Source organism: uncultured Gemella sp. (assembly GCF_963515875.1).
In the GTDB taxonomy this organism is placed as follows: Bacteria; Bacillota; Bacilli; order Staphylococcales; family Gemellaceae; genus Gemella.
Genome location: NZ_CAUPZX010000003.1, coordinates 36,853 through 52,513, shown reverse-complemented (window position 1 = coordinate 52,513; position 15,661 = coordinate 36,853). Strand labels below are relative to the sequence as shown.

13 protein-coding genes are annotated in these 15,661 nt (G+C 29.7%); 11 read left to right on the top strand and 2 right to left on the bottom strand.

From position 1 onward, the window contains the following. The first annotated feature begins 3 nt into the window (after nt 1-3). Both gatB and RWL85_RS01265 read left to right on the top strand, forming a co-directional pair. On the top strand, nt 4-1,431 hold the full coding sequence (gatB, locus tag RWL85_RS01270; protein ID WP_314084052.1) for an Asp-tRNA(Asn)/Glu-tRNA(Gln) amidotransferase subunit GatB: 1,428 nt from the start codon (nt 4-6) through the stop codon (nt 1,429-1,431). A 244-nt stretch (nt 1,432-1,675) separates the two neighbouring features. Then, a complete protein-coding gene (locus RWL85_RS01265) occupies nt 1,676-2,755 on the top strand; it encodes a Fic family protein (protein WP_314084050.1) in 1,080 nt (359 codons plus the stop codon). A gap of 358 nt (nt 2,756-3,113) precedes the next feature. Here RWL85_RS01265 and RWL85_RS01260 read toward each other — a convergent pair whose 3' ends face one another. Continuing rightward, the gene (locus tag RWL85_RS01260; RefSeq protein WP_314084049.1) at nt 3,114-4,103 is read right to left on the bottom strand and encodes an alpha/beta hydrolase; all 990 of its coding nucleotides are present in this window, start codon (nt 4,101-4,103) and stop codon (nt 3,114-3,116) included. Between the two features lie 325 nt (nt 4,104-4,428). Here RWL85_RS01260 and RWL85_RS01255 point away from each other — a divergent pair, with 325 nt between their 5' ends. Continuing rightward, the gene (locus RWL85_RS01255) at nt 4,429-5,625 is read left to right on the top strand and encodes an ATP-binding protein (protein WP_314084047.1); all 1,197 of its coding nucleotides are present in this window, start codon (nt 4,429-4,431) and stop codon (nt 5,623-5,625) included. Nucleotides 5,626-5,794: 169 nt separating this feature from the next. After that, on the top strand, nt 5,795-7,180 hold the full coding sequence (locus tag RWL85_RS01250; protein WP_314084046.1) for an ISL3 family transposase: 1,386 nt from the start codon (nt 5,795-5,797) through the stop codon (nt 7,178-7,180). Nucleotides 7,181-7,307: 127 nt separating this feature from the next. On the opposite strand, the gene RWL85_RS01245 is transcribed toward RWL85_RS01250, so the two are convergent. Next, the gene (locus tag RWL85_RS01245) at nt 7,308-7,802 is read right to left on the bottom strand and encodes a type II toxin-antitoxin system RelB/DinJ family antitoxin (protein ID WP_314084044.1); all 495 of its coding nucleotides are present in this window, start codon (nt 7,800-7,802) and stop codon (nt 7,308-7,310) included. Nucleotides 7,803-7,993: 191 nt separating this feature from the next. On the opposite strand from RWL85_RS01245, the gene RWL85_RS01240 reads away from it, so the two are divergent. From RWL85_RS01240 to RWL85_RS01210, 7 genes are all read left to right on the top strand, one after another. Continuing rightward, nucleotides 7,994-8,488, top strand: coding sequence for a hypothetical protein (locus RWL85_RS01240; RefSeq protein ID WP_314084043.1), 495 nt, complete (start codon nt 7,994-7,996; stop codon nt 8,486-8,488). Nucleotides 8,489-8,695: 207 nt separating this feature from the next. Continuing rightward, nucleotides 8,696-9,961, top strand: a complete 1,266-nt coding sequence (locus RWL85_RS01235; RefSeq protein WP_314084041.1) for a hypothetical protein — start codon at nt 8,696-8,698, stop codon at nt 9,959-9,961. Nucleotides 9,962-10,133: 172 nt separating this feature from the next. Next, the gene (locus tag RWL85_RS01230; RefSeq protein WP_314084039.1) at nt 10,134-10,325 is read left to right on the top strand and encodes a type II toxin-antitoxin system RelB/DinJ family antitoxin; all 192 of its coding nucleotides are present in this window, start codon (nt 10,134-10,136) and stop codon (nt 10,323-10,325) included. A gap of 63 nt (nt 10,326-10,388) precedes the next feature. Continuing rightward, nucleotides 10,389-10,874: a hypothetical protein gene (locus RWL85_RS01225; RefSeq protein ID WP_314084037.1), complete on the top strand. Its 486-nt coding sequence runs from the start codon at nt 10,389-10,391 to the stop codon at nt 10,872-10,874. Between the two features lie 46 nt (nt 10,875-10,920). Then, nucleotides 10,921-11,133, top strand: coding sequence for a helix-turn-helix transcriptional regulator (locus RWL85_RS01220; RefSeq protein ID WP_314084035.1), 213 nt, complete (start codon nt 10,921-10,923; stop codon nt 11,131-11,133). Next, nucleotides 11,134-13,047 (top strand): site-specific DNA-methyltransferase, encoded by a 1,914-nt coding sequence (locus RWL85_RS01215; RefSeq protein ID WP_314084033.1) that lies wholly within the window; start codon nt 11,134-11,136, stop codon nt 13,045-13,047. Nucleotide 13,048: 1 nt separating this feature from the next. Beyond that, nucleotides 13,049-15,661 carry a DEAD/DEAH box helicase family protein gene (locus RWL85_RS01210; RefSeq protein ID WP_314084031.1) on the top strand — a complete coding sequence of 871 codons (2,613 nt, stop codon included), beginning with the start codon at nt 13,049-13,051 and terminating at the stop codon, nt 15,659-15,661.

The following is a 15,661-nucleotide window of genomic DNA, read 5'->3' as shown; positions in this document are numbered from 1 at the left end:
AAGATGCATTTTGAAACAGTAATTGGACTAGAAGTCCATGTAGAATTAAAAACAGATTCAAAAATATTCTCACCATCTCCAGCTCACTTTGGTGCAGAACCAAACACTAACACAAACGTTATCGACTTAGGATACCCAGGGGTACTTCCAGTAGTAAACAAAAGAGCGGTAGAATGGGGAATGAAAGCAGCAATGGCGCTTAACATGACAGTAGCTCGTGAGTCAAAATTTGATAGAAAAAACTACTTCTATCCAGATAACCCGAAAGCATACCAAATCTCACAATTTGATCAACCAATCGGAGAAAATGGATGGATTGATATCGAAGTAAACGGAGAAACAAAACGTATCGGTATTACACGTGCTCACCTTGAAGAAGATGCTGGTAAATTAACTCACAAAAATGGTTATTCACTAGTCGACCTTAACCGTCAAGGGACACCACTTATCGAGATCGTATCTGAGCCAGATATCAGAACTCCAGAAGAAGCATATGCTTATTTAGAAAAATTACGTTCAATCATTCAATACATCGAAGTATCTGACGTTAAGATGGAAGAAGGATCAATGCGTTGTGACGCGAATATCTCAATCCGCCCTTATGGTCAAGATGAATTTGGTACAAAAACTGAGCTTAAAAACTTAAACTCATTCACTTTCGTTAAAAAAGGTTTAGAGTACGAAGAAAAACGTCAAGAACAAGTTATTCTTTCTGGTGGAGTAATCAACCAAGAAACTCGTCGTTTTGATGAAACAACAGGAACAACAAAACTTATGCGTGTTAAAGAAGGTTCAGACGATTATCGTTACTTCCCTGAGCCAGATATCGTGCCTATGATCATCTCTGATGAATGGATGGAAGAAGTAAGAAAAACTATTCCAGAACTTCCAGACGCTCGTCAAAGAAGATACCAAGAGGAACTTGGATTACCAGCATACGATGCACACGTACTTACATTAACTAAAGAAATGTCAGACATGTTCGAGCAAACTGTAGCTTTAGGAGCAGATCCAAAACTAGCTTCTAACTACCTAATGGTAGATGTGAATGCATACTTAAACAAAGTTCAACAAGAACTTAAAGATACAGCATTAACTGCAGAAGGTTTAGCAGGAATGATTAAATTAATCACTGACGGAACAATCTCAAGTAAAATCGCTAAAAAAGTATTCGCAGAACTTATCGAACATGGTGGAGATGCTGCACAAATCGTTAAAGAAAAAGGTCTTGTACAAGTATCAGATAGTGGACAATTATTAACATGGGTAAATGAAGCATTAGATAATAATCCAAAATCTATCGAAGACTACAAAAACGGTCGTGACCGTGCGATTGGTTTCTTAGTAGGTCAAATCATGAAAGCCTCAAAAGGACAAGCCAACCCACAAATGATCAACAAGATGTTATTAGAAGAAATCGCAAAACGATAATAACGAAAATAATAAAAGAACTCGAAGCAAGGAGAAATCTTTGTTTCGAGTTTTTTAGTGTTTAAAACGTAGAAAAGTTTCTTATGTATTGCAAAGAACATAATTGTTATATATAATAAATAATACGGAAATAAAACAAGAAATATAATTTTTTGAGTTAAACAATATACATTTACTATATAATGTTAAAATTAAATCTGTTAACGTGTAATTATTGAAAAATAACTTATGGGAGGAAAATGAAATGACTGAAGATCCGTTTAAAGAATATTTAATACAATCAGAACCTTCTAAGAGAGAAAAAGGTTATGCATGGCAGACAGCAATAGGTTTGCAGGAAGTTGATGGTTTAACTCCATCTCAATATTTAATTAATACAGCATTGCGAAACATAGAAGGTGAAATAACACTAGAAGAAGCCGATATACTGCTTCATTCATATTATGAAGAAAATCCAGAACTAAATAAAGAAAGTCGCGTAGAAGAAGCTGATAAAGTATCTGTTCGAATAGCAAGAATTTTATCGGAAGAAGCTTTTACTTTTTCCCCAACGGAATATTTAGCTATTCATAGGAAGTTATTTGAAGGAATATATAAACACGCAGGGATAATCAGAACTTATAATATTACAAAAAAAGAATGGGTCTTAGACGGAGAAACAGTAATATACGGAAGTGCAAGTGAATTAGTTAGAACTCTAGAGTATGATCTTGAGCAAGAGAAAAAATTCCAGTATAATGGTTTATCAACGAATGAAATAATAAAACACTTATCAGAATTTATCTCAAGACTATGGCAAATCCATGTTTTTGAAGAAGGGAATACAAGAACAACAGCTGTATTTTTTATCAAATATCTAAGAACATTAGGTTTTGATGTAACAAATGATATATTCGCTGCTAACTCTTGGTATTTTAGAAATGCATTAGTTAGAGCAAACTACAGAAATTTAAAGAAAGAAATCTATTCAACATTTGAATTTGTAGAGTTATTTTTAAGAAATTTACTACTAGATGAAAGTACACCATTAAAAAATAGAGAATTACATATCAATTGGATAAAAGAAGATAGAGAGATTTCAACATATAATTATAACGATAAACTAGAAAACTTCTCTGATAAAAATAAGGAATATATTAAGAACCTTTATGATAAATTCAATTTTGATTCTGTATTTGGAAGAAAAGAAGTGATGGAAGTTACAAAACTAAAAACATCAAGAGCATCAGAAATAATAAAAGAGATGCTAGTACACGAACTTATTGAAAAAGTAGAGGGGTATGGAAAAGGAAAATATAAATTTAGAATAGAGCCAAATTTATAGAACTCACAAAATGATAAAAATATACGAACTCGAAATAAGGGGAAATCTTTGTTTTGAGTTTTTATATTAATTTATGAAACTGGACATTCGTCATTAAAAAGTGGACATTAAGGAATAAAACTGGACATTCGTAGATGAAAAAAAGTGGACATTGGTGAGTAAGACTGGATATTCACAGATGAAAATAGCGGACAATGGAGAGTATAACTGGACTTTCATGGTTAAATGAGGAATAAAAGTGGACTTTGATACGTGCGTAGTAAATTATAATACTAAATTATAATACTAAATAAAGATGTACCCAAAAATAGATTATTTAATCAAATTTTGAGTACATCTTTTTTATATTTAATTTTAATTATTTACTCTTCACAAACTCAACAATTTTAGAAATAGCCTTCGTTGCTTCTGGTATAGGGAAAGCAGGGTATACGTGGTTTAAATTTTCCCCGACAACAAAAGTGGTTTCTACACTTGCTTCTTTTAGTTTATTTGCTAAAAGTCCTGCATCAGGATATAGAAGTTCACGTGTACCAGAGAATAGAAGTACCTGAGGTAAACCTCTCATATCACCATACAATGGAGAAACCTTCCAATCTGATAAGTCTGCATCACCAGCCCAAGATTTAGCATCAGCTAGTAAAGTATCGACATGTAGTAGAGGATCTTTTTTGACATATTTTTTAATATCAGGATTCGACATAGTTAAATCAACCCACGGACTTAGTAGGATAAGACCTTTAGGTAGAGTAATATTATTTTGGACAAACTCTTGAACTAATCCTAGAGCTAAGCCACCACCAGCACTATCTCCCATAATATAGACATTTTTATCTGGATTTTTAGCAATATAGTCTGTATATAATTTTGTTAGAAGTTCATAACTATTTTTATATGTATAGAATGGAGCTAATCCGTAATCAGGAATAATAACTTCTGCGTCAGCTTCTTGGGCTATCTTATCAGCCATCTCCCATTGAATATCTACGAATTCGTGAACGTAAGAACCACCATGAATATAGAAAATAGTAGAGTTAGAAGTATTTACACTATTTAAATACCAAACTTGTCTATCAGAAACAATCCTAGTATAGAATTTTGACTTAGTATCGAATTCATATACATTTACAGATTCTTCGATCTTATCTGCTTTTTGTTGTTCTAATCTTTTAGTTTCATCTATATCTCTTAGCTTCTTATATTTATTACCAAGGTATAACTCGATTAGACCAGCTTTAGCACTACGTTTATAACGTAATTTTTGATATCCTGCATAGCTACCGATTAGGGCAGGTAATGTTGCGGCAATTGAAGCTACTGAAACAACTTTTTTATTAAATTTTCCCATTTTAATCTCCTCTTATTTACATAAATGTAAGTGTTTTATTTATTTACAATTATAGTTTATCAGAAAATAAAGTGATTGTAAAAATATAAATCTGTATAAAAGGAATAAGAAAAAAATAAAAGGAGTTGGAAATCTACTTCCAATTCTGAGGAAAAAAACAAAAGTTAGAAGTATACTTCCAAATTAGGATAAAAATGAAGAAAGTTGGAAGTGAACTTCTAATTCATAGTAAAAAATACAAAAGTTGGAAGTCTACTTCCAATTAATGAAGAAATATGGTATAATAATAGTAATATGATAATAAAGTTAATGAAAGGAGAATAAAATGTATATTAGAGATAATTATTTAAGTAGACTAATTTCGTTCAAAGATACAGATTTTATAAAAGTAATCACTGGAGTTAGGCGTTCTGGGAAATCGGTCTTATTAAAACAATATAGTAATTATTTATATGAACAAGGAATAAATAAAGAAAATGTAATTTATATAAATCTAGAAGCATTTGAGTATCAACATATAAAAAATTCTGAAGAATTCTCAGAGCTTCTAAAAGAGTTATTGCCAAATAATGGAAAAAAAGTATATTTATTAATAGATGAAGTTCAATTTGTTGATGGTTGGCAAAAAGTAATTAATGGATTAAGAGTCAGTTTTGATATAGATATAGTAATAACTGGATCAAATGCAAAATTGTTGTCGGGTGAATTAGCTACCTTACTTAGTGGAAGATATGTGGAAATAGAAATATATCCATTTTCATTTAGAGAGTATTTAGAAGTAAATAACATTGACGTTAATTCTAGATCTGTAGATTCTGCGTATAAAGATTATGAAAAATATGGAGGATTCCCAGGAGTTGTATTATCACCTGAAGAAATTAAGACAACTATTTTATCAGGAATTTATGATTCGATATTATTAAACGATATAGCAATAAGAGGATCTGTGAAAGACACGTTAGTTTTAAAGAGGGTGGTTGCATTTTTAGCTGATAATGTAGGACAATTAATAAATCCTACAAAAATATCAAATATGTTAAAACAAGAGAAATTAACAATATCTAATCATACAGTAAATAGATATTTAGAATTATTACAAGATGCTTATCTATTTTATGAAGCTAAGCCATATGATATAAGAGGTAAAGGATATTTAAAACAAAACTCAAAATATTTTATAGCGGATAATGGACTTAGAAACCACGCTGTTAGTCATAAAGATGGTAATTTAGGAAATCGATTAGAAAATATAGTATACTTAGAACTTCTGAGACGAGGATATAAAGTAGATATAGTTAGATTAGATGACAAAGAAATAGACTTTATTGCTAAAAGAGATGGGATAATTGAATACTATCAAGTAGCATATCAAATTCCAAATAACTCACATGAAACTGATAATTTATTAATGATAAAAGATAACTATAAAAAAATAGTAATTACAGGTCGATATGAAGGAATAGACTATATTGATGGTATAGAAATCAAATATATTGTCGATTGGTTAATTGAGGAAGAATAATATCTAAAATTTTTTAATTAAAGTGTAAATAAAAAATAAGGGTCTATAATAAATACGGTTGATAATAAATATCAGCCGTATTTAAATTTATAAAAAAATAGAAAAGAATGTAAAATTCCTTTATAATTTAAGTATGAGCAAAAAATCAAGAAAGGAAATTTACATTCATATGTGTAATTATAGCAAATCTCTTAAAATAACGCTACAAATAACTGACGAAAATATAAAAATTCTAGATAAAACAGAGAAAATTGAAATAAATGGTTGTATACATCTAGTTTATTACGGGGTATTGGAAGCTTCATCTAGCTCTTGCCCTCATTGCGGAAAATGTGAGATAACAAATAATGGTTATAGAAAAGTAAAGGTTAAAATGCCCACTATTTCTGATAAACCAGTCATCTTATACTTAAATAAACATCGCTTCATATGCAAAGGTTGTCGTAAATCCTTTACAGCTGAAACTACTGAAGTTAGGAAGTATTCTAATACTTCTAAAAATCTACGAGCTGGAATTATTAAAAGGTTATCTAAAGAGAATACTTCAAAGGAAATAGCTGAATCTTGTGCTGTTTCTACTAACACTGTATTAAGAATACAGTCTGATCTATCTAAAACTTTAGAAAGACCTAAAAGTTTACCTTATTATATGTGTTTTGATGAACTTTCTTCTACTTCTGATAGTATAAGCAAAATGAGCTTCGTGTATGCAGATGCATTAACTCATAAAATACAAAATATACTTCAGGGAAGAACTAATAAAATTATAAAAGACTACTTCTTATACTATTCTTATCAAGAACGTTGTAAGGTTAAGGCAGTAGTTATTGATATGAATTCAGGTTATAAAAGTATCATTAGAGAACTTTTCCCTAATGCGAAGATAGTAATCGATAGATTCCATATTGTTCAGTTAGTTAATAGAGCTTTTAATAAATATAGAGTTTCATTTATGAACAGTATTAAAGATAAAAATAAAGAGTTATACAGACAATTGAAATGTTATTGGAAGAATCTCCTTACAAGCTATGATGAATTAGATAATGGTACCCACAAGAAATTTAAATACTTTAAGTACATCACTACCGAACAAAATATTGTCGACTACCTAATTAAGCAAGATCCTCAACTATATAAGTGTTATTGGCTTATCCAAGACCTTAGAGAAGCTCTTGAAAAAGATAATTTCGATAGATTTAAAGCTTTAATCAATGATAAATCTACTCTACCTAGATATATGTTTACAGCTATTAAAACACTTAGAAAATATAAAAGACAGATTAAGAATACTATGTACTACAATGGGCTTTCTAACGGTCCTTTAGAAGGAATTAACAACAAAATTAAAGTTATCAAGCGTATTTCGTATGGTTATAGAACCTTTAGTAATTTTAAAGCTAAAATACTTCTTGTTTTTAGCCTGTTTACACCTTCAGAGACTAAGAAGAAACCTAGGTATTCTATAGAAGAGCGTCAGGATATTCTCGCTAAAAAGAAGGAAATAAGATTAAAACGAAAAAATAGGAAAAAAGCTATACCACTTAATATAGCATAGCTTCCTCCTAATTTTCAAAATCAACCGAATTTGACAAAGAACCAAAAATAAAAACTCAAAAATCCACAACTGAATTTTGAGTTTTTATTTTGGATATATTTTTAAAAAATTTACTAATCACTTATTATTATTTAATTAAATAGTAATTATTGATAAAAGCATTCACTATGTCACGAAGCTGATCTGATGATAGTCTTTTTATAGATGGAACAGCAATAGTGGCTAGCTCTACTAAATTATCAATATGTTTTTCCGTAAAGTCTTCTTGGTTAATATTCTCAGTATTATGTGAGAATAGAACGAATAATTTACCGATTTCCTCATGTTCTACACCTTTTGTATCACATACTAAATGAAATGAAGGTTCTTCATTAAATCTATCTTTTAAATATTCATTCACTTCATATAAAGCTGATTTCATAATAAAGTGACTAGAAAGGAAAGCAGGATCTTCAGAATATTTCTTTTGTTTCACATCAAAAGGTAGACCACCTTCATTAACAGCTTTTGCTAAAAATATATTAATTGCAGTTTCCATATTTAATCCAAGGCTAGAGAATACAGCTTCAGCCTCTTTTTTTATATTATTGTCAATAGTTAAAACAATTTTTGATTCACTCATTTATAAACACTCCTCATTTTTAAGTTTATTTTATCGTAGAATAAGTTATTTTACAAGAGGGAAATGATAAAGAAAATTGAAACAACAATAAAATTCAATCAGAATTGAATATAGTATCAGAAGAATTCATATTAAGTATGGTATAATAATACATGTAAACAAACTTGATAAATAGTATTGAGAGGATTTTTATGAAATTAGAATTATTACAAAAAGTGATAGAAGAAGAGAAAAATGTATTTTCAGAAGTTAATAATGCAGCATATAGCTTGGAGCCAGTGTCAGAAGAAAGATTGGTAGAAATTGCAAAAGATGTAAATCAACAGTTAGGATATGAACTATATGATAAACTAGATAAAGAAAACTTAATAACGGACTTTTCAACTACATCAAAAGAAGTATATAAACATACTCTAGAAAAGTCGAAATTCTTAAATGATAGGCTAGAAAAAGCATTAATAGAGCATAGTGATGACATATTACAAGATGTAGTAAAAGCACACGAGAACTTCGATTCAATGGAAACATATGAACTATATACACTAGCATTCGAAGTAAATGAAAAACTAGGCTATAGATTATTTAGAGACATCTATTCATACAGCTTAAAACGTGACTTTGAGAAAGTAGCGAAAGCAGCAGAAACATACAAAAAAGAAGGAAAGATAACGAAGTTTATGAGGTAGAGAAAATGATGGGGATGCTGAGTTATCTTGTAGACTAGAAATCAATAACTTAATCATTTAAAAGAGGGCTCCGATTTTATAACGGAAACTCGAAAATATTGATTACAAAAAATTGTACAATTTATATTTTATTATTATAATGAATTAATTTAAATATAATAATTATATCGTTGATATAGTTAATAGAAATATTAAAAGAGGGATAAAATGATTTTAAAATTATTATTTTTACATAAAAATAAAAGTATAAATATTGAAGAATTAAAGAGTGATTTTAGTAGCGTGTTTGAAATGAAAAATGATGAAATTTTTTATAAGGATATAAATTATAAATTAAATGTAGGAAAATCTCAAGAAAGTAATAATATTATTATTAGTATATCTACTACTAAAAGTGGAAATAATCTAGAAAACGCAATACTAATTGAAGATATTAAAAATGCTGTAAAAAAAGGAAAACATAGAAAAAATTATCGAATTATAACAATATATGATGATTCATCAAGATATTTTTGTGATAAAGCAACTATAATTATTTCTAAGTTTGAAAGGGTTCTTCGTCAGTTTATATATTTGACAGTTATTCAAGCGTATGAAGGAAAGTGGGTTGAGAAAACCATAAGTAAAGAAATTGAAAAATCACATAAAGAGAAAGGTATTAATCAAAAACATTATATAGAGAATGCATTAGAAGAATTCTCATTCTTTGATTATATTAATTATTTATTTAATGAAAGTGAAGAATGGAGTAATGAAGAAGTAATAGAAGCATGTAAAGTTGAAATAAAAAAACAAAATCCAAATATTAATCGTATAAAAGAAATCTTAGAAAAATCTGTTAAAAGATCTTTGTGGGATAGGCTATTTTATAATTATAATATTAAACTTGAGAAAGAGGATTTAGAAATAATTCGATTAAGTAGAAACAAAGTAATGCATAATAAAGATTTTTCGAGTAGTGAGTTTAACTCAATCAAAATACTATTAAAAAAACTGACTAAGGCATTAGAGAAAGAAATTATAAATATAAACGAAGAGAAATATAAAGAAAATACAAATGTAACAGCTGTTTATACTTCATTCAGAGATGCACTATTAAATGCCATAGAAACAAGTGATATATTTAATAGATTATCTGAGAACATAAATAATATTAATTTAGGATTAAGAGAAGTAGTATTATCAGAGAATCAAAAAGAATTAATAAGTCTTCGTAAATATCAAGAAGAAATAATTAAACAACAGAATCAAATTATAAAAAATATAATAAATGATTATACAAGTAATTATAATTTTAGTAGTAATATTAGCAAAATTATTGCTAACTTAGGAGATATATCTGAGATTTTGAAAAATGCCAAACCTAAATTAAATATTCCAACTAATCATATTAATGAATTAATTAAAAATTTAGGAAATAGTTCAGAAATATATAGTAAAGAAATATTAAAAAATAAAGGAAATAATGAATAAGTATTTTATTTATATTAAGTAAATTATTAGTTATATTCTATTAAAAAGTTGTTTTGTAAGTATCAGTTCAACTTTTATATAATGGTTAATAAAAATTAAATTGTACCTCATTTGTATTGCTAATAGAGATACATAAGTGTATAATAAAAAGAGACGCGCGGAGGTGTTGATTATGACGAGTATAAAGACAGCAACTGTAAATGTAAGGATACAAGAAAATGTTAAAGTAGAAGCGGAAGCAATACTAAAAAAATTAGGTTTAACGAGGGCAACAGCGATAGATTTATTTTATAGACAAATTATAATACATAATGGCATTCCATTCCCACTTGAAATAAAAAAAGATGCTTCTATAAAAAAATGATATCTAAGAAATAAAGAAAAATTATCCAAGAGGAAAATCCATTAAAAAGAGAGGGAATGAAGAGTGGTATTAATTGATAATAAGACAAGTTTTTTAAAAGATGATTTGGTAAAAACTATAGAAAAAAGTAATAAAATATCAATTGCTGCTGCCTGCTTTTCAATGTATGCGTATAATGAGTTGAAAGAACAATTACAAGATGTGGAAGAATGTAGATTTATATTTACATCTCCTACATTTGTTAAGGATACTCCTGAAAAACAGAAAAGAGAGTTTTATATACCTAAATTAGATAGAGAGAATGTTATATATGGTTTAGAATTTGAGGTTAAATTAAGAAATGAATTAACTCAAAAAGCAATTGCAAAAGAATGTGCAGAATGGATAAGAAATAAAGTAATATTCAAATCTAATGTAACAAAAGATCAAATGGATAGATTTATTGTAATTGAGAAAGAAAATTTAAATTCTGTTTATACTAATATTAATGGATTTACTACTATTGATTTAGGCTGTGAACGAGGAATAAAATATAGATTTATGCTATAATATAGTGGATAAAAAATCCACATATATGGAGTGAGGAAAAAGAAAAATGAAATTCAACTACAATGGACTTTGGAAGACTCTAAAGAATATGAAGAAAAAAAACCTAATTGATAAAACGGGGGTATCGCCTACTACAATCTCAAAAATGGTTAGGGGAGATGCCGTATCGCTTACGATTATCGGAAAAATTTGCGAAGAACTTGGAACAGATATTGGAGATTTAATCTGTATTGAAAAAAATAGCTTGGAGGATAAATAAATGTATAAAAATATTTTTGAAATAGTCGAGGAAGTATTAAAGACAAATTTAAAATATATTTCTGATGATGGTAAATTGCTTAAGGCGATGGTTTATAGCGATGTAATGACAATGGATAAAGAATTGTTGTGTTTACTTTTATCGAATGAAAAAATTAAAGAAAGATTTTTTAAGGATATAAATGGAACACTTATTTTCGATAAACAAGGTTTTGCTTGGTTTATTGAGTCTAAGGAATTCTTGCCGGAGTCATATACGAGATATACAAATAAAATCGGATTAACTAATGGCGGAGATTTCATCTCAAAGTCGAATGATGTGGTATTAGACTTTCCGTATAAAGATTGTGTACTTGAAGGAGGTCAGGATAAGGAAGATCAGAAGCGTAAAGAGATTTTCTACAACGAGACTATTGCAAGTGATGAGATTAGCAAAATGCTTGCTCCAAAAGTTTTTACGAACGCAAAAAGATATACGAAAGATGGAGTTGAAGAAAATATTACTTTTGATGAGAATGATAATTTGATTATCAAAGGAAATAACTTGATTGCACTTTCAAGCTTACTAAAACGATATGAGGGCAAAGTTAAGTGCATTTATATTGATCCACCTTATTACTTTTATAAAACAAAACCAGCGGATGCATTTAAATATAATTCTAATTTCAAACTAAGTAGTTGGCTTGCATTTATGAAGAACCGCTTGGAAGTTTCATATAGATTGCTAGAGGATCAGGGAGTACTTTTCTGCCATATAGGTGAAGATGGTGTGCATTGGATTAAGGTTTTAATGGAAGAAGTATTTGGACAGAATGACTTTGTTGAAACTTTCATATGGAAAAATACAGATAATGCGGATTCACTTTCCCCTAAATCAAGATCATCGGTCGAATATGTTGTTTGTTATGAGAAGAATAAAGACAACTCAATAAGCTATTTAGGCAAAAAAACCGAGAATGGAGATGCACCACTTTTAAATACAGGCAATTCTTACCATCCATTAACCTTTCCTGCAAATACAATTAGATTTAATTTAGAGGATGGGGTGTATAGTGGGAAACCAGATAGAGTTGAAATAATTGGAGAATGCAAAGTAAAAAGTGGCACAAATGTTGAGCAGGTAACTTTAGCAGGAGAATTTAAATGGGGACAACAAATGTTGGATGAAGAAATTGCCAAAGGAACATACTTTTTGGTTAAATCTTCTAAATTTTCGATTAGATTTCAACGTGTGGAAGGAACTTTAATGGCTCCAGAAAAATATATTGACGAACAATATTTATCGAAAGCAATAGGCGTAGGAACAAATGAAGATGCAACTTCTCATTTAAAGAGTATGTCGTTAAAGTTTCCGTATTCAAAACCAGAGAGTGTTATTTCATTTCTATTGCAGGCAACTACAAAAGAAAACGATTTAATTTTGGATTATTTTTCTGGTTCTGGAACAACTTGTGCAGTTGCTCATAAAATGGGTCGTAGATATATAGGTGTTGAGCAAATGGATTATATCGAAGATATTACTGTTGAAAGAATGAAAAAAGTGATAGATGGAGAACAAGGAGGTATATCAAAATCTGTCAATTGGCAAGGTGGAGGCTCATTTGTCTATTGCGAGCTTCTTGAAAATGCAAGTACACTCATTAAAAAGATTCAGGCAGCTTCAGAAGAAACAATCTCTGAAATAAAAAATGAAATATATGTTGATGAGCGTATTATTCCATATATCACAAGGGAAGAGTTAGAGAAAGCTGATGAAGAATTTGCTTCATTGGAATTGGAAGAGAAGAAAAAGGCTCTTATTAGCTTAGTTGATAAAAATAAGCTATATGTCAATTACTCGGATATGGATGATGAAAGTTATGATATAAGTGAGTCGGATAAGGCGTTCACAAAATCTTTCTATGCGGAGGTCTAATATGTCGAAACAGTTTTTATATGAAAAATTAGATGTCGCAAAAGAAGTTGGTATGAATGTAGACTTCCCTGAAATTATTAAAAGTGGACTTTCAAAGAAAATCTCTCTAAGAGAGTATCAAATTGATGCTTTTACAAATTTTGCCTTGTACTTTGACAATGATGGATTAAGAAAAAATAAGCAAGTCCATACTCTTTTTCATATGGCGACAGGCAGCGGTAAAACTGTCATTATGGCAGGTCTGATATTGTACTTGTATACAAAGGGGTATAGAAAGTTTTTATTCTTCGTAAATCAGACCAATGTTCTTGAAAAGACGATTGATAATTTTATTAATCCGCTTTCAAATAAGTATCTATTCAATGATGTTGTAGAGTACTTAGGGAAAAAGGTCAAGATAAAAAGGGTTGAAAATTTTAGTGGTACTGTTTTAGATGATGACATCAAAATATTGTTTACTACTACGCAAAAGCTTCACATGGATTTATTTGAAGCGAAAGAAAATTCGCTGACTTATGATGACTTTGAGAATAATAAAGTGGTTTTTATTTCTGATGAAAGCCATCATATCAATTCACTAACTAAGAAACCTACTAAAGACGAAGAAGAGGCTGCTAAAAGCTGGGAATATTCTGTTACTAATGCTTTGTCACGAAATAGGGATAGTATTATGCTTGAATTTACGGCTACTTGTGACTTAAAAGATCCAAATGTCTTACAAAAGTATAAAGACAAAATCATCTTTAACTATCCTCTTATTTCTTTTAGAGAGAGCGGATACACAAAAGACTTTCAGAATTTTGCAACAGATACTAACTTGTGGGAAAGAACGCTTATGGCTCTCGTAATGAGTGAGTACAGGAGGTTTTTGTTTGCTGACTTAAAACTCAATATTAAGCCTGTGGTTATGCTTAAATCACAAAAAATAGATGAGTCAAAAAGTTTTTATGATAAATTTTTTAAGAAAGTAAAGGAGTTGACAAGTTATGAAATTCAGAACTTAGAATTAGTTGGAATTGAAAAATTGACGGAAGCGATAAATTATTTCAAAGAAAAGGATGACACTCTGGAGCTTTTGGAGCAGTCAATTAAGACCGCATTTACTGAAAATACTTCGCTAATAATGAATGGTTCTTCGGATAATAACAAGAAAAATCAGTTGTTAGTCAATTCTCTGGAAGATCTTGATAATCCGATTAGACTTATCTTTGCGGTAGATATGCTTAGTGAAGGCTGGGATGTGCTCAACCTATTTGATATAGTCCGTCTATATGATACAAGACAGGCAAGCGGTAAGGCTGGTAAAGTTGGTTCCTATACAATTAAAGAAGCACAGCTTATTGGAAGAGGTGCGAGATATTGTCCATTTATTGTGGATGATGAGGAATTTAAATTTAAAAGAAAATTTGATGGCGATATATCGAATCCTAATCGCATTTTGGAAACAATGTATTTTCACAGTAAAAACGATTCAAAATATATATCAGAATTGAAGAATGCCCTTATAGAAACAGGATTGCAGGCACCGAATCCAATCATTTTGGAATACAGACTTAAAGGTGAGTTTAAAGACAGTGATTTCTATAAGAAAAGTTATGTATTTTCTAATAAGAGATTGATTAAAGGACGAGAAGAAGTGCGTTCCATTGAGCCGAGTATGAGAATGAAAACATATTACTACACAGCTCTTTCCGGCAAAGGTAATATTGTAAATCTTATAGGCGATAACACTGCAAACGCAAGTAGCATTAAGAAAAATCTGAAGAGGATTAAATTCAAGGATATAGATTATAATATCTTGCTTGGGGCTATAGAATGTTTTGAAGAACTTCGTTTTGACATACTTAAAGAGAAATATCCATCTTTAAAATCAATGAGGGAGTTTTTAACTTCAGATGAGTTTCTCGGAAACTCTAATGTGGAAATAACATATTCTCAAGATGAAGTTAATGGAAAGATTTTATTTTCAGCTGTGAAGCACGCCTTAGTAAAAGTTGTATCGCATGTTATGGCTATCAAACCTGAATATGTAGGTTCTAAAGAATTTGAACCTAAGCAGCTTAAGATGATTTTGAAAGACAAGAAAATCAGTTTAGGATCGATTGAGGGGAACGGTGGAAAAGGAAATTCTCAAAATAACTGCTCAAATGAACAATACAGATTAGATTTAACAAATGAGAGTTGGTATGTATTTAATGACAACTACGGAACGAGCGAAGAAAAGCTTTTTGTAAAGTATTTCAAAACCAATATAGAGCCAAAACTGAAGGAAAAGAATTTAGAATACTATGTTGTTAGAAATGAAAGAATTCCTGAATTGGCTATATATTCTTTTGAAGCTGGAGAGCGATTTGAACCTGACTTTTTGCTGTTTATAAGAAAGAAAAGAAGTGAAGGCAGTCTCATTTATCAGGGATATGTTGAACCTAAAGGCAATCAACTCTTGGATGATGATGTTTGGAAAGAAGTATTTGCAATGCAGATTGAAAAAGAGCATTCAGTTAAAGGATTATTTGCGGATGATTATAAAATAATCGGATTTCCATTTTTTAATAATGATAATAGAATGGAAGAATTTGAGAAAGCAATTAACACATGGATGGAGACGGTGTAA